We start from the raw sequence: 24,540 nt of genomic DNA on the forward strand, positions 1-24,540 counted from the left end.
GCGCACGCTGTTTGATTCAGCGAGCCCAGCCTGACATAGAATTCGCGCATGAACATAAATGGTATTTGCGATCCACGCTTTGCCGCCGTTGGCGAGGCATTCGCCGAATGTTTTGCCCAAGGGCTGGAACATGGCGGTGGCGTATCCGCCGTCGTCCACGGCAAGACTGTCGTCGATCTGTGGGGAGGCCACGCGGATGCCGCGCGCACCCGCCCCTGGCGGCAGGACACGCTGATCAATGTCTGGTCCTCCACCAAAGGCGTCGTGGCGCTGGCGATCGCAATGTTGGTGGAGCGCGGCAGGCTGGATTATGCCGCACCCATTGCCCGCTACTGGCCGGAATTCGCGGCCAGCGGCAAGGAGCGCATCACGCTCGATCAGGTGATGTCGCATCAGGCCGGGCTGAATGGTCTTGCCGTGCCGATGGACGAAGCAGGAATGTTCGCGTGGACGTCGTTTGTCGACGCGCTTGCGGCCATGTCGCCGCTATGGGAGCCTGGCAGCCGCTGCATCTATCACGCCCTGACCTATGGCCACCTTGCCGGCGAAGTGCTGCGCCGCGTCGACGGGCGAAGCATCGGCCGCTTCATCGCGGAAGAGATCGCAGGCCCGCTCGGAGCCGACTTTCATGTCGGTCTGCCGGACCGCGAGGATTCCAGGGTCGCCGAGATGATCGAGGGTCCCAGGACTTCGGACTGGGTCGAGTTCGTTCGCGCTTCGCCATTTCCCCACGCAAGCGACAATCCGGCGCCGCGTGCATTGGCCCCCAACGACCGCGTCTGGCGCGCCGCCGAGGTGCCGGGCGGCAATGGCCAGTCGACGGCGCATGCCCTGGCACGTATCTACGGCATGATGGCAGCAGGCGGGGTCTGGGAGGGCAAAGCTCTGATCGGCCGCGCGGCGATCGAGGAAGCAACGCACCTGCGCATTCGCGGCATGGATGACAGCTTCGCGGTTCCAACGGCCTTCGCCGCCGGCTATCAGATGGAGGATCCGCTCTATGCCGGCCGTGCGTCGCCGCAAACGTACGGTCACACAGGCTGGGGCGGCGCCATCGGCTTTGCCGATCCCGGTGCCGGCGTCGGATTCGGCTATGTCACCAACCGCATGCTGGGTTTTGACGATTTGGACCCACGCCGCAAACTGTTGATCGACGCCGTTTACGACTCGCTCTGACCGGATGAGATGGCGGGCTATCGATCGGCGGTACGCCGATCGATCAGTTCCTCCACTTTCTCGAGGCTGAAGATATCCTCGAGCGCCAGATGGGCGGCGCCGAAAAGTGCGCTGTCCTTCTGCGGGTTGGCAAGTACGATCTGCAATTCGCGCGTGGCGAGCGGAAGGCAGCGCTGGTAGACGAGTTCGCGGATACCCGACAACAGGAACTCGCCGCCCCTGGCGAGCGTGCCGCCGACCACGATCAGGCTCGGGTTGAGTATGCTGACGACATCGGAGGCGACTTCGCCGATCACCCGTCCGGCGCCGCGCAGCAGCATCAGCGCCTCCGGCTTCTGCATTTCGACGAGCGAAATGACATCGCGCGCATTCTCCGCCTTGAAGCCCCTGCTCGTAAGATCCCGGGCAATCGCCCAGCCGCCGGCGCGGGCTTCGACGCAGCCGAGCTTGCCGCAGCGGCACAAGGGCGCATTCTCGGAGCTGAACTGGATATGGCCGATATCGCCGGCAGCCCCTTGGGCGCCACGGAAGATCTTGCCGCCGGCGACAATGCCGCTGCCGATACCCGTTCCCGCCTTGATGAAGAACATATCATCCACATGCCGGAAATTCTGACGGTGTTCGTGGATCGCCATCAGGTTCACGTCGTTTTCGACATAGATCGGTGCATCGAAACGTCCGCGCAGCCAGCCGATGATGTCGAACTCGTCCCATCCGTGCAGGACCGAAGGACCGACGACGCGGCCGCGTTTGAAATCGACAGGCGTCGGCATGCTGAGGCTGACGCCAAAAAGCGAGCCGTGGCTGGCTCGGGCCTTGGCTGCGAGGGCGTCGAACCCGTCGGCGATCTGCGCGAGCGAAACCGCCGGTCCGTCCGACGCGTTGAATGGGATCGTGCTTTGTGAAACGATCGCGGGCTCAAGGTCCATGGCGGCAAGGTGGATGTAAGTTTCGCCAATGTTGGCGACCAGAAAGAAGCCCGCCCGCTCGTTGATCCCAAGCACGCGCGTCGGCCTGCCGCCGCTCGGCATGGTGCGGGCGGTCTCGCGGACAAGGCCGGTGTCGATCAACGCATTCAGGCGCTGGGTAACAGTCACGCGCGACAGCCCTGACGCATCGAGCAGCGCAGACCGGGACGTGGCGGCGCCGGTGGCAATCAGCGAGAGGATCTCGCCGCTGTTCACAAGCGCGGGATGTTCCGCCGTACCGTTTGTCCTTGCCATTCCACTGTCCCCTTCGCCTTGAGATTTAGCCATAAACCCTGGGGAGATAAAGGCGCGTCCACAAGAAAGCCGCGCATGTTTTGTACAAAAGTATGCAATAATGCGTTGACTTAAAGATATATCGATGAATAAGAGGAATACGTCGCCGAATTGGAAAGGCAGCAGGCGAGATGATCGCAACCTATGTCATCGGCTTGGACTACGGCACCGGGTCAGCGCGCGGCGTCCTGCTTGATGCGGCGAGCGGTGAGCAGATCGCCAGTCACACCCATGCCTATCGCCACGACGTCATGACGCAAAGCCTGCCTGACGGCAAGCTTCTGCCGCGATCGTGGGCGCTGCAGAACGCCGCCGATTATCTCGAGGCGGCGCAAGAAATCCTCGATGTGCTGGGGCGTGGCCGGGTCATCGAGTCGATCGGGCTCGGCTTCTCGGCCAGTTCCCCGATGCCGGCCACCGCCGACGGCACCGCCCTTTCCGAACTTTATCCCGGCGAGCCGCATGCCTATGTCAAATTGTGGAAACATCGCGCCGCGCAGCCCTATGCCGACGCGATCAACCGCCGGGGCGGGGCCTTCCTGCGCAATTTCGGCGGCAAGCTTTCCGGGGAATGGCTGCTGCCGAAGGCGGCTGAGATTGCGGACGAAGCACCGCACATCTGGAGTGCGGCCGGCCGGTTCATCGAGTCCGGCGATTGGCTTGTCTGGCAGTTGACCGGCCGCGAAGTGCGCAGCCTGGGCTTCGCGGCCTACAAGGCCCAGTATTCCGACGCGGAAGGCTACCCGCAGGGCATCGTGCCCGGCCTGGCCGAAAGGCTGTCGGTGCCGCATCGCATCGGCAGTTCGGGAGGCCGCCTGTCAGATTCATGGCGGACTCGCACCGGCATCAGCGGTCGCGCGATCGTTGCGGTGGCGGTGATCGATTCCCACGTCGTGCTGCCCGCGGTTGGGGCCGTGTCGTCAGGCTGTCTCGTCGGCGCGCTCGGCACGTCGGCCGTCTATCTGTTTTTGAGCGAACAGTTCCGCCCTTTGCCGCCCGGCATCGAAGGCGTGGCCAAGGATGGGTCGGTGCGCGATCTCTGGTGCTACGAGGCCGGGCAGGCCGGCTTCGGCGACACGCTCGCCTGGTTCGTGAAGGCATTTCCGCGCGGCGCCGACGAAGCGGAAAGTTTCCGTATCTACAACCACGAGGCAGCCGGGCTCGAACCCGGCACCAACCATCTCGTGGCGCTCGACTGGTGGAACGGCAACCGCGTGCCGCTTGCGGATTCAAACCTAAGCGGCTTGCTGCTCGGCCTCACCACCGAAACCACCGGCGTCGGCATCTATCGCGCGTTGATCGAGTCCCTATGCTTCGGCGCGCGCACGGTGGTCGACCTCTTCGAGGCCGGCGATTTTGCCATCGACCGCATCATCCTGACCAGCGGTCTCGCCCAGAGCAATCCATTGCTGGTGCAGATCATGGCCGACGTGCTGGGCCGCGTCGTGGAGGTTCCAAGCATTACCCATGCAACGGCTGTCGGCGCGGCGGTTCATGGCGCGGTCGCGGCGGAACTGGTGAGCGGCTTCGCCGAAGGCACGGCCCGGTTCGGCGCACGCACCTTCACGCCCTACCAGCCGCGCCCGGAAAGTGCCGCCGCCTACCACGTTCTCTACAGGACCTATCGGGAGCTCAGCGGCAGCCAGACCGTGCGCAATGCCATGCACGATCTCAACGGGGCCGCGTCGCTGTCGCTCGACCAGCCGAGGGAGGAAACGAAATCGGTCGCCTGAGCGAGGCGATTGCGGGCCTCCTAGGCGTCTGCTGCCTTGCCCAGGTATTATGTATAAAAGCATACATAATTACCTACATAATGTTTGACCGTATGCAAAACTTATGCGTTAATCCGCGAGCCTTTGAGGAGAAAGGTTCAACAACTCGGGAGGAGTTCATGTCCATTTTGCATATCTCGACGGGCGCCAGATCCGGAGCCCTCGTCAAGTCGGCCGCCGCCGGCCTTGTGTTTTTCGGAACCGCCTTCGCCGCGACCGGCCACGCCTCGGCCGAGGAAGTCATCGTCGGTCTCGTCACCAAGACAGAGGTCAATCCGTTCTTCGTGAAAATGCGACAGGCCGCCGAAGAGGAAGCCAAGGCCAAGGGCGTCAAGCTGATCGCCCGCGCCGGCAAGTTCGACGGCGACAATGAAGGCCAGGTCACCGCGATCGAGGATCTGATCAGCGCCGGCGCCAAAGGCATATTGGTGACGCCGAACAACTCGACCGGCATGCTGGGCATCATCAAGAAGGCGCGCGATGCAGGCGTGCTGGTGATCGCGCTGGATACGGCGACCGATCCCGCCGATGCGGTCGACGCCACCTTCGCCACGGATAATTTCGAGGCCGGCGTGCAGCAGGGCACCTATGCCCGCAAGGCGCTCGGCGACAAGAAGCCGGTGCTGGCCATGCTCGATGGAACGCCAGGTGGCACGGTCGATACGTTCCGTCACAATGGCTATCTGAAGGGCTTTGGGCTTGCCGAGGGCGATCCGGCCATCGCCGGCTCGGCCATCACCAATGGCGCGCAGGACAAGGGCCAGGTCGGCATGGAAAACCTGCTGTCCAAAAACGGCGACATCAACGCGGTCTACACCATCAACGAGCCGGCCGCCGCCGGCGCCTACGCGGCCTTGAAATCCTTCGGCAAGGAAGCCGATGTCATGCTGACCTCGATCGATGGCGGCTGCGCCGGCGTCCGCAATGTCAAGGCCGGCCAGCTCGCCGCCACCGTCATGCAGTTCCCCTACAAGATGGCGGCCAATGGCGTCGACGCGGTTGTGGAATATGCCGCCAGCGGCAAGAAGCCAACCGGCTTCGTCAACACCGGTTCGTTCCTGATCACCGACAAGCCGATCGCAGGGATCGACTCCAAGGACACCGAATGGGGCCTCAAGAACTGTTGGGGCGACTGATCTTAAGAACCCTCCCGGCGGGACCATGCCGGACAGGCCGTCGACAAGGCGGTATCTGTAGCGGCATGGTCCCGTTCGTTTCCGGCCCGACCCTTGGGCCGGGAGACGTGACGATCGTTCCAGAGGGGTCCTATGAATTCGGCATCAGCACTCGCTTCCGGCAGGCCATCCACGATTGCCAAGAGGCTCATCGCCACGCCATCGGTCGGGCCGCTGCTCGTGCTGCTCGCCTTCGGCGTGATCTTTTCGCTGACCAATCCGCGTTTCCTCGCCACGCAGAACCTGTCGATCATTCTCCAGCAGACCGTGATCATCGGCACGCTGGCCATTGGCCAGACCTTGATCATCCTGACCGCCGGCATCGACCTCGCGGTCGGCGCGATATGTGTGCTGGGCACCATCCTTGCCGGAAAGCTGGCGAACAGTGGCTATGACCCCGTCTTGGCCATGGCGCTCGCCGTTCTCGCCTGCACGGCGGCCGGTGTCGCGGCTGGAAGCCTGATCGCCGGCCTGCGCCTGCCGCCCTTCATAGTCACCCTCGGCATATTGGGCATCATCACCGCCGCGCTCAGGCTGATTTCGGCCGGCGGCGCATTCCCCGTCACCGACGCATTTCTCGGCTGGACCGGAAGCACCATTCGCCTCAACGGTTTCATCCTTACCTACGGCGTCATCATCATGCTCCTGCTCTATGGCGTGGTCTGGTTCCTGCTCAACCAGACCCAGTGGGGGCGGCATGTCTACGCGGTCGGCAACAATCCGGAGGCCGCCCGGCTTGTCGGCATACCGGTCGGCCGGCTTTTGCTGTCGGTCTATGTGCTTGCGGCGTTCATCTATGGCATTGCGGCCTGGCTGGCGCTGGGCCGCATCCCCAATGCCGACCCCAATGCCTTGCAGACCGCCAATCTCGATTCCATCACCGCAGTCGTCATCGGCGGCACCAGCCTGTTCGGCGGCCGGGGCGGGTTGATCGGCACGCTGATTGGCGCGCTGATCGTTGGTGTCCTGCGCAACGGGCTGACACTCGCCGGCATCGATCCGCTCTGGCAGGATCTGATCACTGGCATTCTGGTGATCGTTGCGGTCGCGCTCGACCAGTTGACCAGGGGGAGGCGGTGATGGCGCCTGTGGAACCGAGAGCGCAGGCGGCGACCGCCTCAGCTGGCGTCATCCTCGAAGCGCGCAATGTGGTCAAACGCTACGGCCACGTCACCGCCCTCGACGGTGTCGATTTCGAATTGCGCGCCGGCGAGATCCTGGCGGTGGTCGGCGACAATGGCGCCGGCAAGAGCTCGCTGATCAAGGCGTTGACCGGCGCGCTCGTCCCCGACAGCGGCGAGATCCTGCTGGACGGCCAACCCGTCCATTTCAAGGGGCCGCTGGAGGCACGCAAACTGGGCATTGAGACAGTCTATCAGGATCTTGCTGTTGCGGCGGCACTCGATATCGCCAGCAATCTGTTCCTCGGCCGGGAACGCCGCCGCCCAGGCTTCCTCGGCAATGTGCTGCGCATGCTCGACAAGAAGGGCATGCGGGCGGAGGCGGAACGCAGCATGGCGGACCTGAAATTCCGCCTGCCGTCGATCAACAGCGCAGTCGAATCCCTGTCCGGCGGCCAGCGTCAGGGCGTGGCGGTCGCGAGAGCCGCATTGTTCGCCAAAAAGCTTGCGATCATGGATGAGCCGACGGCCGCACTTGGCGTGCGCGAAACGGGCCAGGTCCTCGACCTGATCCGGGCCATCCGGCAGCGCGGACTGCCGGTCGTGCTGATCAGCCACAACATGCCGAATGTCTTCGAAATCGCCGACCGCATCCACATTATGCGCCTCGGCCGACGCGCGGCCGTGGTCAGTCCGAAAACCCACACCATGGCCGATGTCGTCGCCATCATGACGGGTGCTGCGAAGGTCGAGCAAGCGACCCGATCTCAAGCCGGTTAGCTGTCGGTCCGGACTTCAATACAGACGGAAAATGGGGGCCGCCGCCGAAGCAGCGGCTATCCCTGGTCTCGGCCTCATCGGCAGGTGTAGCCGCCGTCGATGGGCAGATGGATGCCGGTGATCATCGAGGCGGCGTCGCTGAGCAGGAAGACGATCGGGCCGGCGACTTCATCCTCGGTCGCCCAGCGGCCGAGCGGCATCTGTTTCAGGAACGGCTCGGCAACATGCGGCTGGCTCCAATGGCCTGACGAGATCGGCGTCATCACCACGGTCGGGTTCACGCTGTTGACGCGGATGTTGTATTTGCCGAGTTCCAGCGCCGAGCAGCGCGTGATGTTCTCCAGCGCCGCCTTGGACGAGCCATAGGAAATATGGCCGTCGAGCGCGACCAGCGCCGCCTGGCTGGAGACGTTGACGATGGCGCCACCCTTGCCGATCGCCACCATCTGCCGCGTCGCATATTTGGTGACCAGCAAGGCGCCGCGCGCATTGACGGTGATCACCTTGTCGAAGATGGCGATGTCGGTGTCCATCGGCGTCGCGATCTCGCCCCCGAAGCCGCCGCAATTGACGACGCCCCACAGGTCGAGACCTTCAAGCGCGTCACGGATCTCCTCCTCGGAGGCGAGGTCGAAGGTCACTGTCCGGCAGCCGGTCTCCCTGGCGATTGCCGCAAGCGCCTCTTGCGAACGGCCAGCGGCGATCACATTGGCGTTGGCCTTGACCAGATGCCGCACGGTGGTGCCGCCAATGCCGCCGCTGCCGCCCGTCACCAGAATATTGCGTCCGTGAAAATCCGTCATGATTCCCTCTTCGTGGTATCTTTCAAACTCGTGTCAGGCGGGCTCGGTGGCTGGCGCCGTATCGGAAATCCGTTGACCTGCCTCGTTGAACAGATGGCAGGCATGGGGCGGCAAGGTGATGGCGATGCGATCGCCCGCACGTGCCATGCGGCCGCCGCTGTCACGGATGACCAGGCTGTCTTCGCCGTCGCGCACATGAATGAAGGTGTCGCTGCCCAGGAGCTCGACCACGCTTGCCTGCACGACGAACGCACCGGCCTGACCCTCGCTGGACAGCACGATATGTTCCGGGCGAATGCCGACCGTCACTTCGACGCCCGGCCGCAGTGCCTGCGAAACCGGCATGGTGAGTGAAAGCCCGAGGTCCAGGCTGACCGTCGCCAGATTGCCTTCAACCGTGTCGACACAGCCCTTCAGGAAATTCATCGCCGGTGACCCGATGAAGCCGGCGACGAACAGATTGGCCGGCCGGTGATAGAGGTCGAGCGGCGCGCCGACCTGTTCGATGTGCCCGCCATTCATGACCACGATGCGGTCGGCGAGCGTCATCGCCTCGACCTGGTCGTGCGTGACATAGACCATGGTCGAGGCAAGCTCCGCCTTCAGCCGAGCGATCTCGACGCGCATACCAACACGTAGCGCCGCGTCGAGATTGGAGAGCGGCTCGTCGAGGAGGAACAGCTTCGGCTTGCGCGTCATGGCCCGGCCGATGGCGACGCGCTGGCGCTGGCCGCCGGAAAGCTCGCGCGGCTTGCGTTTGAGATAGGAGCCGAGCCGCAGTTTCTCGGCGGCGCGGCCGACGCGCTCGGCGATCTCGGCGAGTGGCGTGCGTGCGATCTTCAGGCCGAAGCCGATGTTGCGGTCGACATTCATATGCGGATAGAGCGCGTAGGACTGGAACACCATGGCCACGCCGCGTTCCGGCGGCTCGGCACCGCTCATGTCGACGCCGTCGACCAGGATGCGGCCCGAGCTGATCGGCTCCAGCCCGGCGATGATGCGCAGCAAGGTCGACTTGCCGCAGCCCGACGGTCCGACCAGCACACAGAACTCGCCATCCTCGATGGTCAGCGACAGTTCCGGGATGACCGTGGTGTGGCCGAAGGCCTTGGTGACCTTGTCGATGGTGAGCGTCGCCATGGGCCTAACCTTTCACCGCGCCGGCCAGCAGGCCGCGCACGAAGGCGCGCTGCACCAGCACATAGAGGAGGATGAGGGGGAGCGCGATCAGCGTCAGGATGGCGAAGAGCGCGCCGGGATTGGCCATATAGAGGCCGGAATACTGCATCGGCACGATGGTGAGCGTCTTCATCTCGCTCTTGGTCAGCACGATGAGGGCGAGGAAGAACTCGTTCCAGGTGACGATGAACTGCCAGATGGTGACGAACACCAGCGCCGGCCGCACCAGCGGCAGGGCGACATGCCAGTAGGTCTGCCAGGGGTTGCAGCCATCCACGCGCGCGGCCTCGAAAAGTTCACGCGGCGCGTCTTCCATGAAGGCCTTGAGGATGACCATGGCGAACGGCACGCCGAGCGCGGCATAGGGCAGGATGAGACCGATATAGGTGTTCACCCAGCCGAAATTCTTGAGCAGGATGGCGAGCGGCAGCACCATCGAGGCGAGCGGCACCATCAGCGTCGTCAGCAAGGTCGTGTAGAGCAGCATCGAGCCCTTCAGCCGCAGGATGGCGCAAGCGAAAGCAAACAGCGACGAGACCGCGACCACGATCGCCACCGTCGCGACGGTGATGATCAGGCTGTTCAGGAAAATGCCGCCCAGCGGGTTGTCGCGGATGACGGTGACGAAATTGTCGAAGGTCACCGGCCAGGTGAACAGAGCGGCGTCGAAGGCCTGCGCCGGCGTGCGCAACCCGATCGACAGCATGTAGACCTGCGGCACCATCCAGAAGCCGAGCACGATGAAGAGCACGGAGTGGATGACCACGCCACGGATGCGGCTGCGGGCGAGCGGCGCCATCAGGACTCCTCTCGTCCGGCCGGCGATAGGCGGGCGCCGAGCACGGCGATCTGGATCAGCGACAGCGCGAGCGCGACGACCAGCACGATGACGGACAGTGCCGCGCCGGTTCCGGTGTCACCCAGCACGAAGCTCTGCTTGAAAATGAAGGTGCCGAACACCTCGCTCGCGCGGTTCGGGCCGCCACCGGTCATCAGATGCACGATCGGGAAGGTCTGCAGCGTACCGATAACGCCGAGCAGCAGCAGCGATTTTGTCGCCGGCGCCAGCATCGGCACGATGACGTGGACGGCAAGCCGCCAGCCTCGGGCGCCATCGATGCGGGCGGCGTCGAGCACTTCGCTCGACAGATTGGCGATGCCGGCGATGTACATCAGCATGGAAAAGCCGGTCCATTGCCAGATGTTGACGACGATCAGCGCGTAGATCGCGGTCTTCGGGTCGCCGATCGGCGATGTCATCATGACGATGCCGATATGCTTCAGATACTCTTGGGCGATGCCGTAATAGGGGGCGTAGATCTGCACCCAGACCAGGCTGATGACCGAAACCGAGGTCACCACCGGCAGGAAGAACATGGTGCGGAAGAAGCCGCGCAGCGCATGCGTGTGGCGCTCGATGAAATAGGCGAGCAGCCCGCCGATCAGCATCTGCACGGGGATGGTGATGGCGCCCCACAGCGCCATGTTGCGCACCACGATCCAGAAGGTCGGATCGCTGAGAATGGTCGTGTAGTTGGCAAGCCCGGCAAACACCACGCCGCCATCTGTTTTGCCGGCGTAAAGACTTTGCTCGGCAACCCACAGGATTGGATAGGCGACGAAGACGACAAACAGCAGCGTTGCCGGCAGGGCGAAGAGATAGAGCGTCGAAGCTCTCGATGCCGATCGCCGTTTCACCGCCGCGACGGCGGCTCCGGCTCGCATGGCCTCTGCGCTCATAATGCTCGCCATCTTACACTGAAAAAGGGCCGGGCGCGTCTCCGCGCCCGGCAGTTGGGTCATGGGTTATTTCGCCGCCAGAGCCTTCTCGGTCGCTGCCTGGACGGTGGCGAGCGCAGCTTCCGGCTCGATGCTGCCGGCCGCGACACCGGCCAACGCATTGTCGAGCGCCTCGGCGACCGCCGGTGAGGCAAAGCGTTGGTTCTCGGCCTTGGGCAGGTCCGCCATGAAGCGGGCCGACATGTCCTTGACGTGGTCGGTGATGTCGCCCTTTGGCGCATTGCCGTCAAACGCCGGCAGGTCGTTGAGGTCGTTCAGCGCTTCCTGCAGGCCGACGCCGTTGGTGAGTTCGGCAAGGAAGGTCCAGGCTTCCGGCTTCTTGCCGCCATTCTTGGTCAGGCCATAGCCGATGTCGATGCCGCCGACCGGCGGGCTGGCGGAATTGCCGTCCTTCACCGGAGGCAGATAGAAGAAGTCGAAGCCATCCATGTTCTGCACGAATTCCGACAGTGGCGGCGGGAACTTGCTCTCCTGCATCCACCAGGAACCCAGCGCCATCATGCCGACCTTGCCCTGCGCGAAGAGCTGCGCGCCGGTCGGATAGGCATGTGCGCCAAGCGCGCCCTGCTGGAAGATGCCGTCGTCGAACAGGCCCTTCCAGGCCTTCATGGCGGCGACGAGTTCCGGTGCCGTCCACTTGGCCTCGCCGGCTTGCGCCTTGTCGGTGATCCCAGGTGCAAACTGGTTGGCGAGCATCAGGAAGACATTCTCGTTCTGCCAGCCGTCGGCGGCGCCCTGGAACATCGGGATATAGCCGCCATCCGTCAGGGCCTTGGCGGTCGCCTTCAGATCGGCATAGGTCTTCGGCGGCGAAAGGTTGAGTTTCTCGAAGATCTTGCGGTTGTACCAGATGCACAGGACCTGCGATTCCTGCGGGATGATGTAATAATTCTCATCGCCCTTCGGATTGCCCATCAGCATCTGCTTGCGGTTGACGGGAAAAACCTTCTCCGCCCATTTGTCGCCCCACTGCTTGGCGGCGCGTTCGTTCACCGCTTCGAGGTTTTCGCGATACTGCTGGGTCAGCGAACCCGGCTGCAGGCCGATGACGTCGGGCAGGCTGCCCGAGGCAGCCGCAGCCTTCAGCGCGGTTATGTATTCGGGCGAGTAGTTGTAATAGGTGTAGTTGACCTTGATGTCGGGATGCGCCTTCTCGAAAGCGGCGATCGACTTTTGCATCGTGCTCTGGACGAACCAGGACCAGACGGTGACCTCTTTCTGCTCGGCATTGGCAGCGGAAGACAGAGCGGCGGCAAGGATCGTCGTCGCAAGAAACAGCATTTTTCTCATCATATTCCTCCCTTTTTTGCTCCCAGATAAGCGCGTCGCGAGCCTCCACTCGCGGGCGCGGCGACCCATTGCCGGGTCACATTCCCAAGTGTGACGGCTCTTGCCGTCATCACGGCGTGACGGCATTTGCCGTCACACGCGTTGCTTCGGCGTCAGGCGGCTTTCGCGGCCGCCGATGTCAGCACCTCTTCGGTGATCGCCCGGTCGTCGGCGAGCGGCCGGTTCGGCGCCAGCCCGAGCTTCTGCAACTCGCCGTGATAGGCGCGCACCGCTTCCTCCGGAGCGATCGTGCCGTCGGCAACGGCCCGCATCAGCACGATGAGCTGCAGCGGCGCCTCGGCGAGGTTGATCTTGCGGCCGAAAAGGGCAAGGCGGGCGCCGTAACGCTCCGACTGGGCGACAAGCTCGAACGTGTCGCGGGTGGTGCCGGCGCCGCCGCCGAGCACGCCGACGATCAGCTCGGAATCGAAGCTGGCGAGCTCCTCCAGCGCTTTCGGTCCGTTATAGGGCGTCTTCAGGAACAGCGGCCGCTCGGCCTTCGGCACGCTCGCCAGCGACTTGATGATGTTGTCGTTGACGAACTCGCCGATCTGCTCGCGGCTGAAGCCGAGATCGATGCTCGGATTGAACACTTCGTAGAAATATTTGAAGCCGGTGCGGGCAGCCTCCGCGCGGAATTCGGCGAAGGCGTTCAAGGCGCGCAGGTCAAGCTCGACATCGTTGCTGAAGGAGACTGAATAAAGCGCGAGGTCGGTGCCGTGCGTCGGGTAGTTGGCGATGGCGCGCGTGAGATTCGCGTCGCGGAAGGGCAGGGACGCCGTCTGCGTGTAGGTGCCATGACGAACGGCGCCCCAGCACATCGTCTCCAGATTGCCGCGGATGGCGGGCTTCATCTCGCTGCCGAAGAAAGCGGCGCGCTCGTCGAGAAGCTCGAGGTTGGATTGCGACACCAGCATGATGTCGACGATGTCCTGTTTGATGATCGCCTCGATCTGGGCGATGAATTCCTGGCGGCTGCGGCGGCGCGGCGGCTTGACCGAATAGTCGAAGCCGGTCGCGGTCACGCCGGCGCCGACATCGCTGTCCTTGGCATCGGCGATGACGAAATCGGCCCGCGTGTAGCGGCCCGCGCGAATGTTCGCCAGCTTCCTGTCCAGTCTCGTGACCATCGGTATTCCTCAGTGGATCTGTTGTCGGGGCTCGGCGGCGTGCGCTTCGCCTTCGCCACGTCAAGCTCTGCGCCATTTGCGAATATTTCTCATAATCTGTCAATAGCTATCTAAATCTCTCTATTCCTGAACCTCCGCATGCCAGTCAAGGCAAGCGCACCGTGACAAAGGGTTTCCGACCAGGGATTTTGCGAAGATAAGTGATTGTTATATCACAAATTATTCGAGGAATACGATCGCAGGTCAGATTTGAGAATTTTTGTGGAGCGGCTCGTTGCCGACGTCGAGGGCTGGCAGTTTTGACGATGGATTTATGCACACAGAGTGCAAAAAGGCGAAAATCGCATTGACGATTTGAAAGATAATGGTAGCAATTGACAGCGCGCCAGGCGAGGAGAAGCGCGAGATGAATCATGCTTTCACCGGATCGTTCGCGCAGCGTTATGCCGCGCTGATCGATCCACGATCAGGCCCGCTCGGCGCACACGCTCTGTCCTCGGCCGGGCTTTTCCTGTGCGGCATCAGCGCCTGCGTCGATGCGCGGGTCGAGATGACCGACATCCAGCCGCTGCTTGATGCGCCCGTCGACACGCAGGCGGGGCGGCTTGCCGCTATGCTGGTTTCGCGCGCCGCGCGCGGCATCGGCGGCGAAGTGCGTTTCGATTGGCCGGAAGGTCCAGCGTGGCTGCGCGAGCGCCTCGAGCCACGCTATGCGTTGGGCGGAACCGGGCCGCAGGCGGCCTGGGTGCTGGCTCAACTCGGCGTCCGCTCCCTGGTCGCGCTCGAGGATCGCCACGCCCTGATGCTGCGGCAGATACCGCCGGGGGTTCTCCTGGCAGACAAGGGTGAACTCAAACCGGTCGACAAGGTGCAGGCTTGTGGCCCGCACATTCCGGAAATCTTCATCTTCGAATTCACCGCCGGCCGGGCGATCGGCACTGTCGTGCCGACCCGTTCCTCCCGCGTCGTCGTGCGCTTCCGCGACCGCGGCATCCAGCATGACGGGGATTTCGAGGCTCTGTCGCGCCGGCTGGCGTCCTCGGCCGCCGCTGGGTTGCTTTCCGGGCTGAACGACGAAGCAATCGAAAATGTCGGCGCCGCCAGCCGCCATGTGTTTTCGCTTGGCCGTGACTGGAAGGCCGCCGGCCTCAAGACGATCCATTTCGAGCTGGCGGGCTATGTCTCGCAAAAGGCGGTCGAGGAACTGCTTTCCCACGCAGGTGGCGCCATCACCTCGCTCGGCATGAGCCATTCCGAACTGCTTGCCATGAACCCGTCGACCGATCATCCGATGGAAGCCCTGATCGCGCTCGGCGAGCGGCTCGGCCTCGAGCGGGTCTGCGTGCATGCCGACACATGGGCGGCGGCCGTGACGCTCAACGATCCGGCCGAAGAGGAACTGGCGCTGATGGCAGGCTGCGCTATCGCCAGCGCCAGGGCCGCCAATGGCGCGCCGGCCAAAACCATCGCGATCGCGACGGCGGCCGAGTTCCATCCGCTGCCTTTCGAAACGCCCGTTCGCAGGGGACGCTGGACTTTCGTCGCCTGTGCGTCTCCCTATCTGGACAGACCGGCGACGACGCTCGGCCTCGGCGACAGTTTTACCGCCGGCTGCCTGCACATCCTCGGACGAAACCGTCACGCCGACACCGGCGCTAACCTCAGACATGCCAGAAGGACACCTTAATGTTTCTCGAACGCTTCCGCCTTGACGGCAAGACGGCTTTCATCACTGGCGGCGGCCGCGGCATCGGCCTGTCGACGGCCGAGGCGCTGGCCGAGGCCGGCGCTAGGGTCATCATTTCAGACATGGACCCACAGGTGCTGGCGGCCGGACTCGAGGAGCTGAAGCAGAAGGGCTATGAGGTCGAGGCGGTGCAGCTCGACGTGACGAACTCAAAGGCCGTTGCCACGGCCGCGCGGTCCGCCAATGAACGCCATGGCGCGGTCGATATCCTGATCGCCAATGCCGGCATCGCCTGGCCCGACACGCCCGGCGAGGCGATGAGCGACGAGGTGTGGCTGAAGGTGGTCGATGTCGACCTGAACGGCGCCTATTGGTCGTGCCGCGAATTCGCGAGACCAATGCTGGAGCGCGGCCGTGGCGCGATCGTCACGCTGGGTTCCATGTCCGGGCTGATCTCCAACAAGCCGCAGCGCCAGGCGCACTACAATGCGGCGAAGGCGGCCGTCCACCACATGACGCGCTCGCTGGCCGGCGAATGGGCTGGACGCGGGGTGCGGGTGAACTGCGTGGCGCCGACCTATGTCGATACGGTGATGTCGCGCGGCGGCTTCACCGACGAGACGCTGATGCCGATATGGATGGATATGACGCCGATGCGGCGCGTCGCCGGCCCGGACGAGATCGCAGCGCCCATCCTGTTCCTCGCTTCGGATGCTGCCAGTGCCATGACCGGCGCGGTGGTGGTTGTGGATTGCGGTTATACGATTTGGTAGGGATGGCCGATTGGCCCGGATCCGCCAGCGGCCAGGCAGGTAAAGCATGGACACTCCCAGCAAGCGCGTCGATATGGTTCCCGCCAAGCGGCAGGCGCTCATTTTGGAGCATCTGCGCGTCAACGGCGCGGCCTCCATCCAGGAGCTTGCCGACACGATCGGCGGCTCGCAGTCGACGGTGCGGCGCGACCTCGAGCATCTGGTGGAAAAGGGCTATCTCGAACGCACCCATGGCGGCGCTCATTTGTTGCAGCCGATGCGCGCGACCTTCGAGCGCGAGACCAAGGTCAATGCCGAATTGCAGCACGCCGAGAAGGTGGCGATCGGCCGCGAGGCGGCCGGGCGGCTGAGCGCCCGCGACAGCGTCATCTTCGACAGTTCCTCGACCGTGATGGAAGCGGTGCGCGCCGCCGCCGAGCGCGACCTGCCGCTGACCGTGGTGACCAATAGCCTGGAAATCGCCGACTTCGCCGCCGATATCAAATCCTGGCGCATCATCCTGCCGGGCGGCACCGTGCGTCCCGGCTACCGGCATCTTGCCGGCGAGCCCGGCGAAAGCTTCATCAAGACGCTGCACGCCGACCTCTGCATGACCGGCGCGTCGGCGGTGACCGGCACGCTGCTGACGGAGACATCGCTGGAAGTCGCCTCGCTCAAGCGCGCCATGATTTCCTCGGCCCGCAAGACGATCCTGCTCGTCGACTCCTCGAAATTCACCGCACCGGGTTTCTGCACGCTTTCGGATATCTCCGAGATCGACGAGGTGATCACCGACGAGGGCATCTCCCAGGACGCGCTGGCGTCCTTGCGCTCGGCGGAACGAAAAGTGACCGTGGTCCGCGCCAGCGCGTTCCCGGCTTCAGGCCGTTCGAGATTTTAGTGCCCGCCAACAAACCTGTGGCTAATCCCCTACCCACACACCCGCAAATATCCGCATCCCACCACCATCTGTAGTAGTCTCGCCTTGAAAACCTCGGCCGAGAATCAGCCGGGGCGGCGGGTGGTTGATTGTGGCGACACTCAACGCGCAATTTCTGGATTTTTTCGACTGGTGGCTCGATGAGCTGCGAGGGGTCTGGACGCGGGTTGTTCCCAGGAAAGAACAAGCCTCCACCGCCGACTGGATCGTCAGCCTGGCGGATGACGGCATTCGCGTGCGCGAGGCCAATGCGCCGGAATTCCAGTCGATCCCCTTGGCGCTCACCGCTTCTTCGGACGAGATCCTGGCGCTGCTCCAGGGGGGGGCTCGGCGCAGGCGGCCGAGCTTCGATATTGCGATCCAGCCCGGCCTGTTCCTGACCCGGCAACTGGCGGCTCGGCGCCTGCCGGTTCGGCAGGCGCGCGACATGGCCGAACTCGACCTTCTGGCCGCGACGCCGATCGACCCGGCGCAGGTGCATGTCGTCTTCGCCACGACGGCGGAAGAAGACAGCACCTACCATGTCGTCAAGGCCAAGACGCTCGCCGCCGTGCTGGATGCGGTTCGCCGCGCCGGTGGCTCGGTCCGCTGCCTGTCGCTGTCGCGGCCTGCCGGCGCGCTGCACGCCGATCCGCTCAGCCTCGCCGCGATCTGGCCACCGACGGCGCGTGACCGGCGTGCCAGGACTGCATGGATCACGGCCATTTCGGTGCTGGCCGGGGCCGTGCTGGTGACCTTCGCGCATGCGCATTGGCGCGCCTGGCAGGCCGAGGCCGAACTGGACACGCAGATCGCCGATGCGCAGGTGCTGGCCAAGGCGGCGCGCGCCTCGCTGCAGAAGCGCCAGGCCGGCATCGAACGGATCGAAAAGATCCGCCAGGAAAAGAAGACGACGGCATCGCTGGTGCGCGTCTGGGCCGAGCTGACGCACCTGCTGCCCGACACCGCCTGGCTGACAGATCTCTCGGCCAAGGGCGACGACCTGACCATTTCTGGTTTTTCCACTTCGGCCGCCGAACTTATCCAGCCGATCGACGCCTCGCCGCTGTTTTCGGCGCCTGAATTCGCTTCACCCGTGGTCAAGGTTCCCGGCCAGGACGGTGAGCACTTCACCATTTCGGCAAAGATCGGAGCGCTTTGACGATGCTCTCCGCCATCCTCAACACGAGGCCGACGATCCGCCGCCTGATTGCGCTGGCGATTGCCGTGGTCACGGCCTGTATGCTTGCCTGGGTGGTGTTCGCGGCGTTCGACAGCGTTGCCTCCGCACAGGCCGGGATCGAGGAAAAGCGCGAGCTGCTCGGTCAGCTGCAGAGCGTGGCGGCACTGGCAAAGCGCCTCGACACCGCCGCCAGTCCGCAAGCATCGGCCAATCCCGAATTTCTCACCGGCGGGAGCGAAGCGATTATCCGCGGCGGGCTGCAGACCCGGCTGAACGCGATTGCCGCCGCGAATGGGGTGAGCGTGCTGTCCGCCGGCAATGCACCGGTGCTGAGCGAGGCCGGCGTCGATTTCATCGGGCTGCGGGTCAATTTGTCCGGGCCGCTGGAAGGCATCCACAACGCCATCCTCGCCATCGAGACGTCGCTGCCGGTGCTGTTCATTCGCGAGGCCACCTTGCGCACCACCGATGTCAGGCCCGCGGCGGGACGGACCGGCGACCCCGAGCTTTTTGCCGAGATCCTGTTTTACGGGCCGCTGCAAACGCAGATGGCGCCCGCCGGGGTCAAACCATGACCGGGAAATTCGCAGGCCTGGCGATTGCGGCTGTGATCGCGGCCCTCGCTTTGGTCAATGTCGCGCTTTACGACACACCTGTCGACATCACACCGGTCGCCTCCGGCAAGGGCCATGATGGCGGCCCGACCTCGGTGGCGGGATCGCTGCAATTTCCCGAAGCCGGCGATCTCAGCGAGACGTTTCAGCGTCCGCTGTTCACGCCGACACGCCGGAAATTCGTGCCGCCGCCGGTCGCGCCGCCACCGCCGGTGGAGGTTGCCGTTGCCCCGGTCGCGCCGGCACCGGCGCCGCCGCTACCCGAAGCCCCGCCGGCCGTCGCGCCATCGCTTCTGGGCATCAGCATTCAGGGCGGAGCGGCAAAGGCGCTGCTGCGCGTCGCCGGCAGCGGGGCCGCGGTCTGGTATGGCAATGGCGAGACCGTCGACGGCTGGACGGTGTCGGCGATCGACAAGGATCAGGCCGTGCTGGAGCGGGATGGCAAGGTGGCACGCATCCCGCTTTATCCGCCCTGGAAGAGTGGCCCACCAACTCCGAATGCCCCGGAACTATGAGCGACCGCGCCGCCCATGACAGCGCCAATGAAAGCGCAGCGGACGACAGCGGAGGCGCCGGCTTTTCGCTGGTTGCCGTGCTGGTGTTCATGCTGATCGTCTCGGCTATCGTCGTCCCCTTTGCCGTGATGGCCAAAACGCGGCTGATGATCGCCAACAACGAGGTCGAGCAGGAGCGCCTGTCGCTGCTTGCCGAAGGCCTCGGCAATGTGGTTGCGAGCGCATTGACCGGCGGCTCAGGCGCGGAAAAGTTTCCGCTGGATTCCACACCGACAGCATGCCAGTCGGGGGCATTCAGTTTCGCCGTGCGCGTCCAGGATCACGGCGGACTGATCGACCTCAATGCCGCGGATGACCGTCTGCTGGCGCTTGGCTTCGCCGCGCTCGGCTTCGAGCAGCAGACATCGGATGACCTGGCCAAGGCGGCGATCCGGTTTCGCGACAGCGCCAAGTTGTTCGCCGGCCTGCCGCAGCCCAGAGGCGCCGTCGGGCCAGCCGAAGACAAGCAGGCGCCGTTCGAATCCGTGTCCGAACTGCAGGAGTTTTCGGCACTGTCGTCGATACAACTGCAGACCCTGGATGGCGTTTTCACGGTCAACTCGAAGCGTGGCACGATCAGCGCCGATCGCGCGCCAGGCCGTCTTCGTGCGGCCCTTGCCAGTGGCTCCGACGCTACGGTCGTTCAAGCGTCGGCCGAACCATCGGCCTACACGGTCGATGTGGTGGTGAGGCGGGACGGTTCCGGGATTACGGGCGAGGCCGGGTTCATCATCGAAAAATCTCCGGCAGGCGCGGCATTCTCCCGCGTCGCCCGAAGCCCGGCCATCGAAGCCGGCGTGTTGCCGCCGGTGGCCGGCACCGCCGACTGCGAAGCGCTTTTCGGCACTGAGGCGGCGCGGATTCTGCGGGGGTGGAGCTCATGAACGCCTCCGCGCAGTCGAAGGGGATAGAGGCGTTTCTTGCCTTTCTCGAAGGTGAGAAGGTGCTGACCGCGCATGCCGCCCAACGCGCTTTGGGGGCATCGCGGACATCCGGACACCCGTTCGATACGGTGATGACCGAACTCGGGCTGATCGGCGAGCAGGAGCTTGCCAACAGCCTCAGCCGCTATCTCCAAGCGCCGACGCCGGTCGAGATTCCCGAACAGGTCAGCCCGGAAATGCTGGCAAGCGTGCCGCTGGCCTATCTCAGGGAAAACGCCATCCTGCCGCTGCAGATGGACGCCGAGCACCTGGTCGTCGCGGTGGCCGATCCTTTCTCGTCGGCCACCATAGACGCACTGGCCTTCCACTATGAGCGGACACTGGCGCTGCGCATCTTGCCAAGGCGCATGATCGCCGAATGCATCGATCGCATCGAGCAATCGGCCCTGGCCGCTGTTTCAAATGGCGGCGGCAGTGGCGAAACCCTGGATTTCGGTCCTGACGACCTCGAGCGCTTGAAGGATTTCGCCCGTGAAGCGCCGATCGTGCGCTTCGTCGCCGAAACCATCCACAAGGCGGTCGATGCAAGAGCCACCGACATTCACATCGAGCCGCTCGAGGACCATGTCCGCATCCGCTTCAGGCATGACGGCATGCTGTCCACCGTCGACACCGCGTCGATCGCCATGCTGTCCGGCATCTCCACCCGCATCAAGATCCTGTCGCGGCTGAACATTGCCGAACGCCGCCTGCCGCAGGACGGGCGCATGCGCATTGCCGTGCGCGGCAGGGATGTCGACCTGCGCGTCTCGGTCATTCCGTCCATTCACGGCGAGGCCATCGTGCTGCGCATTCTCGATCGTGCCGGCGTTGAGCTGAAGCTGGAGAAACTCGGTTTCGACAGCGCCGCGCAAGCGAAGATACGCACCATGTCGCAATCGGCCAACGGCATCGTGCTGATCACCGGACCGACCGGCAGCGGCAAGACGACGACGCTCTATTCGATCCTGGCCGAACGCTCGCGGCCGGATGTCAAGATTTTCACGGTCGAGGATCCGGTCGAATACCGCATGGCCGGCATCACCCAGCTGCAGGTCAATCCGGCGATCGACCTCGACTTCGCGGCCGCCTTGCGCTCGATCCTGCGGCAGGACCCCGACATCATCCTGCTCGGTGAAATCCGCGACCGCGAGACGGCTCAGGTCGCGGTCCAGGCGGCCTTGACCGGCCATCTCGTCTTCTCGACGCTGCACACCAACAGTGCCGCAGGCGCGCTGACGCGCCTGCGCGACATGGGCATCGATGGCTATCTGCTCGGCGCCACGATCCGCGGCGTCATTGCGCAGCGGCTGTTGCGCCGTATCTGCCCGACTTGCCACGGCACCGAGCAGACCGGCCCGGCCTGCCGCACCTGCAACGGCTCCGGTTACAGCGGCCGCACGGTGACCTATGAAATGCTGCAAGTGTCGCCACGCATTGCCGAGCTTATCGACCAGGGTGCCGGCGAAATGGAGATCGGCCGCATTGCCGCCGAGGACGACCTCGTGCCGATGTCGGCCCACGCAACCGCCCTTGCGCGATCGCAGGTGACCACGATGGACGAAGTCCGCCGGGTCATCGATCTCGCGGGAGATGACTGATGCCGGCCTTCGCCTATCGCGCCTATCTGGCCGACGGCTCGACGGAAGCCGGCGTTCTCGACGCGTCGACCAAACAGGACGCCGCGCGCAAATTGGCGCAGCAAGGTCGCCGTTCCTACCATCTTGCCCCTGTGAACAGCGAAAGGCCGCAGCTTCGCCTGCCGGGGCGCAGCGCGCTGACGCTGACCCGCGGGGTCGATCTCAGCCGCTTGTTTTCCGAACTTTCGGTGCTTCTGAATGCCGGCTTCACGGTCGACCGTGCCTTGGGCGCAGTCATCTCCGGCGAAGCCAACCGGCAGCGGCGCCAGCAGCTGCAAGCGGTGCTCGATCTGACGACCGGCGGCCGGCCGATCGCCGAGGCCTTTGCCGCCCTGCCGGGCATCACCCCGGATATTGCCGCGCTGCTTGCCAGCGGCGAGCGCAGTGGCAAGATGGCTTATATCTGCCAGCGGCTGGCGGACACGTTCGAGGCAACAGCCAAGCGCCGCGCGGCAATCGGCGAGGCGCTGGCCTATCCGGCCTTCCTGCTGCTGGTCATGAGCGGCGCGCTGGTCATCCTGGCAACGGTCCTGGTGCCGGCGCTGGAGCCGATCTTCGAAGGGTCATCCGCCCCCAAGCCGTTCACCATGACCATGCTTTCCACCTTCGGCATCGTGTTCCGCGATTACCCCTTCGTTTTCCCGCTGGCGACGGTTCTCGGCCTGCTTTGTTACCTTCTGGTGTCCCGTTCCGCCGGCGCCAGGAGACAGCTTTCGCACTCGGTGTTGAAGATCCCGCTCATCGGCGCACTGGTCAGGGATGCCGTAGTCGCGCGCTATCTCGAAACGCTTGCGCTGCTGCTCGGCAATGGCGTGGCGATGACCGAGGCGCTTGGCCTGGCCGCCAATGTCTCCAGGCAGAGTTCATTGGCCGCGAGCTTTGCAACGATCGAAGAAAACGTCGCCAATGGCGCGCGCCTGCATGGCGCTATCGTCAAGGCGGGGATCTTTGACCACGCGACAATGTCGCTGGTCTCCCTTGGCGAAGAGGCCAATGCGCTTCCCGTGGTGCTGGATCGCGCCGCGAAAATGCTTCAGCTGACGCTGACGCGGCGCATCGACACCGTGCTGAAGCTGCTGACGCCGGCACTCACGATTTCGCTCGGCTTTCTCGTCGGCAGCCTGGTCATTTCGGTGATGACGACGATCCTCAGCATCAACGATCTGGCGCTGCAATGACCGCCGCCCCTGGAGCCAACACAGAGGCGGACGCAACGGCGGGATTCACCCTGGTCGAAATGCTGGTGGTGCTGGCGATCATGGCGCTTGTGGCGGCCATCGCCGCGCCGGGGCTGGTCAGCCACTATCGCACCAAGAGCCTGGAGACAGTGGCCGGCGAGATCACCATGCGGTTGCGCCTGTCGCGCACATCGGCCATCGCCACCGCCCGGCCGAGGCAGATCGTTGTCGATCTCGGCAGCCGTCTCATCCGCTTCGGCGAACGCGACAGTCTTGCCTTGCCGGACGATGTCAAAGTGACCGTGATCACCGGCCAGGAGACGGTCGTCGCCGATCGGCAGACAGTGCTGACCTTCCTTCCCGACGGCAGCGCTTCCGGCATGGACATAGCGCTGGAGCAAAAAGGGCGGACCGCGCGCATCGCGGTCAACTGGCTGACAGGGCTTTCGACATGGCGAACCCTGCCATGACCGGGCCATCGTCCCCATCCTCAGCCGAAGAGGGATTCTCGATCCTGGAGATGATCGTCGCCATGACGATCCTGACGCTCGTGCTCGGCATCGCCAGCCAATCGATCGTGCTGGCCAGCCGCAGCATTGCCGCGGCCAAACGCCAGGTCGAGGCGGCCAGAACGGTTCGCATGATGCTGGCCGACTACGAGGCCAGGGCGCAAACCACGGCACAGCCCGGCTGGACCCTGAAGACCCGCACGATAGACGTCGCAAAGGCGCGGGTGACCGCCGTTCTCATCGAGAAGCCGGGTGGAGCGTTTCCAAGCGGGCCGTTCCTGACCTTCGTGCCGGCGCAAGGCCCGGCTGCGCGATGAACTGGCCGTTCTCCCGCGCTCAGGCGAAGGCCTGCGTCGTTCGCCGCCGTCTTGCAGGCGCTGCTTCATCCGACGGCAAGTCGCATCCGCAACCCCAGGCATCGGCAGCGGGATTTGCACTCATCGACGTCTTGGTAGGGCTGGCGCTGATCGGCGTCATCACATCGCTGATGATGGTCTTTCTCGGCCAGGCGCGAACGATGATGCGTATCGAGAAGGCAACCGAGTTCCAGATGGAGGTCGATGCCGCATCGCGCTTTCTCGAGACGGCGATCAGTCACGCCGAGCCCTTGCCCTTGTCGAAATCGTCACCGGACCAGGTGCTTTATCTCAGTGGCGATGGTGCCCGGATCGAATTCAATGCCGTTCAGGCGATCGGCTTCAAATCCTCGGCGCTCCGCGAGATCGCCGTGTCGCTTGGTGATGGTGGCCAGTCGGGAAGCGCTCTGATGATTGTCCAGAAAACGCGGCGCGGCAGCAAACCCGGCGCGTCGGTGTCGAGCGAACCGGTGAGGTTGATCGGCGGTGTGAGCGCCATGAAATTCGAATATCTCGACAGCGCGCTGGCATCGCCCTCGTGGCTGCCCAGCTGGAATATACCCCGGCGGCTGCCTGCCGCCGTGCGTTTCACCCTCTCGGTGGTGCGCGATGGTGCCGCCTATTCATCGCAAGGTTTTGCCCGCCTCGATCTGGCCGGCACCCCGGCGCCGCGCACGAATTGAGGAACCGTCGTGTTC

At 64.3% G+C, this 24,540-nt stretch carries 24 protein-coding genes; 17 read left to right on the forward strand and 7 right to left on the reverse strand.

Annotation, left to right across the window (positions count from 1 at the left end; all coding sequences use genetic code 11):
- The first annotated feature begins 48 nt into the window (after positions 1-48).
- A complete protein-coding gene (locus AC04SF_RS25910) occupies positions 49-1,176 on the forward strand; it encodes a serine hydrolase domain-containing protein (protein WP_488480091.1) in 1,128 nt (375 codons plus the stop codon).
- A gap of 17 nt (positions 1,177-1,193) precedes the next feature.
- On the opposite strand, the gene AC04SF_RS25915 is transcribed toward AC04SF_RS25910, so the two are convergent.
- Complete coding sequence (locus AC04SF_RS25915) at positions 1,194-2,579, reverse strand: ROK family protein (RefSeq protein WP_488480092.1); 1,386 nt, start codon at positions 2,577-2,579, stop codon at positions 1,194-1,196.
- Here AC04SF_RS25915 and AC04SF_RS25920 point away from each other — a divergent pair.
- The 4 genes from AC04SF_RS25920 (at position 2,570) to AC04SF_RS25935 (ending at position 7,286) form a co-directional block, all read left to right on the forward strand.
- On the forward strand, positions 2,570-4,171 hold the full coding sequence (locus AC04SF_RS25920) for an FGGY-family carbohydrate kinase (RefSeq protein WP_488480093.1): 1,602 nt from the start codon (positions 2,570-2,572) through the stop codon (positions 4,169-4,171). The two genes, AC04SF_RS25915 and AC04SF_RS25920, sit on opposite strands and share 10 nt — an antisense overlap.
- A gap of 158 nt (positions 4,172-4,329) precedes the next feature.
- A complete protein-coding gene (locus AC04SF_RS25925; RefSeq protein WP_488480094.1) occupies positions 4,330-5,346 on the forward strand; it encodes a substrate-binding domain-containing protein in 1,017 nt (338 codons plus the stop codon).
- Between the two features lie 132 nt (positions 5,347-5,478).
- Positions 5,479-6,465: an ABC transporter permease gene (locus AC04SF_RS25930; protein ID WP_488480095.1), complete on the forward strand. Its 987-nt coding sequence runs from the start codon at positions 5,479-5,481 to the stop codon at positions 6,463-6,465.
- Positions 6,465-7,286: an ATP-binding cassette domain-containing protein gene (locus AC04SF_RS25935; RefSeq protein ID WP_488480096.1), complete on the forward strand. Its 822-nt coding sequence runs from the start codon at positions 6,465-6,467 to the stop codon at positions 7,284-7,286. Before AC04SF_RS25930 ends, AC04SF_RS25935 begins: the two co-directional genes overlap by 1 nt.
- Before the next feature lie 74 nt (positions 7,287-7,360).
- On the opposite strand, the gene AC04SF_RS25940 is transcribed toward AC04SF_RS25935, so the two are convergent.
- From AC04SF_RS25940 to AC04SF_RS25965, 6 genes are all read right to left on the reverse strand, one after another.
- On the reverse strand, positions 7,361-8,089 hold the full coding sequence (locus AC04SF_RS25940) for an SDR family oxidoreductase (protein WP_488480097.1): 729 nt from the start codon (positions 8,087-8,089) through the stop codon (positions 7,361-7,363).
- 33 nt (positions 8,090-8,122) lie between these two features.
- Entirely contained in the window at positions 8,123-9,229 is a 1,107-nt protein-coding gene (locus tag AC04SF_RS25945) for an ABC transporter ATP-binding protein (RefSeq protein WP_488480098.1), read from the reverse strand.
- Between the two features lie 4 nt (positions 9,230-9,233).
- Positions 9,234-10,067 (reverse strand): carbohydrate ABC transporter permease, encoded by an 834-nt coding sequence (locus AC04SF_RS25950; protein WP_488480099.1) that lies wholly within the window; start codon positions 10,065-10,067, stop codon positions 9,234-9,236.
- The gene (locus AC04SF_RS25955; RefSeq protein WP_488480100.1) at positions 10,067-11,008 is read right to left on the reverse strand and encodes a carbohydrate ABC transporter permease; all 942 of its coding nucleotides are present in this window, start codon (positions 11,006-11,008) and stop codon (positions 10,067-10,069) included. The genes AC04SF_RS25950 and AC04SF_RS25955 overlap by 1 nt, the downstream gene beginning before the upstream one ends.
- A gap of 66 nt (positions 11,009-11,074) precedes the next feature.
- Positions 11,075-12,358 carry an ABC transporter substrate-binding protein gene (locus AC04SF_RS25960; protein ID WP_488480101.1) on the reverse strand — a complete coding sequence of 428 codons (1,284 nt, stop codon included), beginning with the start codon at positions 12,356-12,358 and terminating at the stop codon, positions 11,075-11,077.
- 152 nt (positions 12,359-12,510) lie between these two features.
- Positions 12,511-13,527, reverse strand: a complete 1,017-nt coding sequence (locus AC04SF_RS25965; RefSeq protein ID WP_488480102.1) for a hypothetical protein — start codon at positions 13,525-13,527, stop codon at positions 12,511-12,513.
- Between the two features lie 406 nt (positions 13,528-13,933).
- Between AC04SF_RS25965 and AC04SF_RS25970 the strand changes: the two genes are divergently transcribed.
- The 12 genes from AC04SF_RS25970 (at position 13,934) to AC04SF_RS26025 (ending at position 24,525) form a co-directional block, all read left to right on the forward strand.
- On the forward strand, positions 13,934-15,214 hold the full coding sequence (locus tag AC04SF_RS25970) for an ADP-dependent glucokinase/phosphofructokinase (protein ID WP_488480103.1): 1,281 nt from the start codon (positions 13,934-13,936) through the stop codon (positions 15,212-15,214).
- Entirely contained in the window at positions 15,214-15,987 is a 774-nt protein-coding gene (locus tag AC04SF_RS25975; RefSeq protein ID WP_488480104.1) for an SDR family NAD(P)-dependent oxidoreductase, read from the forward strand. The genes AC04SF_RS25970 and AC04SF_RS25975 overlap by 1 nt, the downstream gene beginning before the upstream one ends.
- Positions 15,988-16,033: 46 nt before the next feature.
- Positions 16,034-16,867: a DeoR/GlpR family DNA-binding transcription regulator gene (locus AC04SF_RS25980; protein WP_488480105.1), complete on the forward strand. Its 834-nt coding sequence runs from the start codon at positions 16,034-16,036 to the stop codon at positions 16,865-16,867.
- A 130-nt stretch (positions 16,868-16,997) separates the two neighbouring features.
- Complete coding sequence (locus tag AC04SF_RS25985; RefSeq protein WP_488480106.1) at positions 16,998-18,047, forward strand: PilN domain-containing protein; 1,050 nt, start codon at positions 16,998-17,000, stop codon at positions 18,045-18,047.
- Between the two features lie 2 nt (positions 18,048-18,049).
- A complete protein-coding gene (gene gspM, locus AC04SF_RS25990) occupies positions 18,050-18,643 on the forward strand; it encodes a type II secretion system protein GspM (protein WP_488480107.1) in 594 nt (197 codons plus the stop codon).
- A complete protein-coding gene (locus AC04SF_RS25995) occupies positions 18,640-19,197 on the forward strand; it encodes a hypothetical protein (RefSeq protein ID WP_488480108.1) in 558 nt (185 codons plus the stop codon). Before gspM ends, AC04SF_RS25995 begins: the two co-directional genes overlap by 4 nt.
- Entirely contained in the window at positions 19,194-20,120 is a 927-nt protein-coding gene (locus tag AC04SF_RS26000; protein ID WP_488480109.1) for a hypothetical protein, read from the forward strand. The genes AC04SF_RS25995 and AC04SF_RS26000 overlap by 4 nt, the downstream gene beginning before the upstream one ends.
- Positions 20,117-21,760 (forward strand): GspE/PulE family protein, encoded by a 1,644-nt coding sequence (locus AC04SF_RS26005; RefSeq protein WP_488480110.1) that lies wholly within the window; start codon positions 20,117-20,119, stop codon positions 21,758-21,760. The genes AC04SF_RS26000 and AC04SF_RS26005 overlap by 4 nt, the downstream gene beginning before the upstream one ends.
- Complete coding sequence (locus tag AC04SF_RS26010) at positions 21,760-22,977, forward strand: type II secretion system F family protein (protein WP_488480111.1); 1,218 nt, start codon at positions 21,760-21,762, stop codon at positions 22,975-22,977. Before AC04SF_RS26005 ends, AC04SF_RS26010 begins: the two co-directional genes overlap by 1 nt.
- Complete coding sequence (locus AC04SF_RS26015; protein WP_488480112.1) at positions 22,974-23,447, forward strand: GspH/FimT family pseudopilin; 474 nt, start codon at positions 22,974-22,976, stop codon at positions 23,445-23,447. Before AC04SF_RS26010 ends, AC04SF_RS26015 begins: the two co-directional genes overlap by 4 nt.
- On the forward strand, positions 23,444-23,803 hold the full coding sequence (locus AC04SF_RS26020) for a PulJ/GspJ family protein (protein WP_488480113.1): 360 nt from the start codon (positions 23,444-23,446) through the stop codon (positions 23,801-23,803). The genes AC04SF_RS26015 and AC04SF_RS26020 overlap by 4 nt, the downstream gene beginning before the upstream one ends.
- Positions 23,800-24,525 carry a hypothetical protein gene (locus AC04SF_RS26025; protein WP_488480114.1) on the forward strand — a complete coding sequence of 242 codons (726 nt, stop codon included), beginning with the start codon at positions 23,800-23,802 and terminating at the stop codon, positions 24,523-24,525. The genes AC04SF_RS26020 and AC04SF_RS26025 overlap by 4 nt, the downstream gene beginning before the upstream one ends.
- Positions 24,526-24,540 lie beyond the last annotated feature (15 nt).

The organism is Mesorhizobium sp. CNPSo 4671 (assembly GCF_057784245.1).

Excerpts from the sequence above, each read along its gene's own strand:
- AC04SF_RS25950 (WP_488480099.1), bottom strand. The coding sequence starts at position 10,067 with ATGGCGCCGCTCGCCCGCAGCCGCATCCGTGGCGTGGTCATCCACTCC.
- AC04SF_RS25920 (WP_488480093.1), top strand. The coding sequence starts at position 2,570 with ATGATCGCAACCTATGTCATCGGCTTGGACTACGGCACCGGGTCAGCG.
- AC04SF_RS25960 (WP_488480101.1), bottom strand. The coding sequence starts at position 12,358 with ATGAGAAAAATGCTGTTTCTTGCGACGACGATCCTTGCCGCCGCTCTG.
- AC04SF_RS25935 (WP_488480096.1), top strand. The coding sequence starts at position 6,465 with ATGGCGCCTGTGGAACCGAGAGCGCAGGCGGCGACCGCCTCAGCTGGC.
- AC04SF_RS25910 (WP_488480091.1), top strand. The coding sequence starts at position 49 with ATGAACATAAATGGTATTTGCGATCCACGCTTTGCCGCCGTTGGCGAG.
- AC04SF_RS25970 (WP_488480103.1), top strand. The coding sequence starts at position 13,934 with ATGAATCATGCTTTCACCGGATCGTTCGCGCAGCGTTATGCCGCGCTG.
- AC04SF_RS25955 (WP_488480100.1), bottom strand. The coding sequence starts at position 11,008 with ATGAGCGCAGAGGCCATGCGAGCCGGAGCCGCCGTCGCGGCGGTGAAA.
- AC04SF_RS25945 (WP_488480098.1), bottom strand. The coding sequence starts at position 9,229 with ATGGCGACGCTCACCATCGACAAGGTCACCAAGGCCTTCGGCCACACC.
- AC04SF_RS26015 (WP_488480112.1), top strand. The coding sequence starts at position 22,974 with ATGACCGCCGCCCCTGGAGCCAACACAGAGGCGGACGCAACGGCGGGA.
- AC04SF_RS26010 (WP_488480111.1), top strand. The coding sequence starts at position 21,760 with ATGCCGGCCTTCGCCTATCGCGCCTATCTGGCCGACGGCTCGACGGAA.
- AC04SF_RS26020 (WP_488480113.1), top strand. The coding sequence starts at position 23,444 with ATGACCGGGCCATCGTCCCCATCCTCAGCCGAAGAGGGATTCTCGATC.
- AC04SF_RS25940 (WP_488480097.1), bottom strand. The coding sequence starts at position 8,089 with ATGACGGATTTTCACGGACGCAATATTCTGGTGACGGGCGGCAGCGGC.
- AC04SF_RS26000 (WP_488480109.1), top strand. The coding sequence starts at position 19,194 with ATGAGCGACCGCGCCGCCCATGACAGCGCCAATGAAAGCGCAGCGGAC.
- AC04SF_RS25980 (WP_488480105.1), top strand. The coding sequence starts at position 16,034 with ATGGACACTCCCAGCAAGCGCGTCGATATGGTTCCCGCCAAGCGGCAG.
- AC04SF_RS25925 (WP_488480094.1), top strand. The coding sequence starts at position 4,330 with ATGTCCATTTTGCATATCTCGACGGGCGCCAGATCCGGAGCCCTCGTC.
- AC04SF_RS26005 (WP_488480110.1), top strand. The coding sequence starts at position 20,117 with ATGAACGCCTCCGCGCAGTCGAAGGGGATAGAGGCGTTTCTTGCCTTT.
- gspM (WP_488480107.1), top strand. The coding sequence starts at position 18,050 with ATGCTCTCCGCCATCCTCAACACGAGGCCGACGATCCGCCGCCTGATT.
- AC04SF_RS26025 (WP_488480114.1), top strand. The coding sequence starts at position 23,800 with ATGAACTGGCCGTTCTCCCGCGCTCAGGCGAAGGCCTGCGTCGTTCGC.
- AC04SF_RS25995 (WP_488480108.1), top strand. The coding sequence starts at position 18,640 with ATGACCGGGAAATTCGCAGGCCTGGCGATTGCGGCTGTGATCGCGGCC.
- AC04SF_RS25975 (WP_488480104.1), top strand. The coding sequence starts at position 15,214 with ATGTTTCTCGAACGCTTCCGCCTTGACGGCAAGACGGCTTTCATCACT.
- AC04SF_RS25930 (WP_488480095.1), top strand. The coding sequence starts at position 5,479 with ATGAATTCGGCATCAGCACTCGCTTCCGGCAGGCCATCCACGATTGCC.
- AC04SF_RS25965 (WP_488480102.1), bottom strand. The coding sequence starts at position 13,527 with ATGGTCACGAGACTGGACAGGAAGCTGGCGAACATTCGCGCGGGCCGC.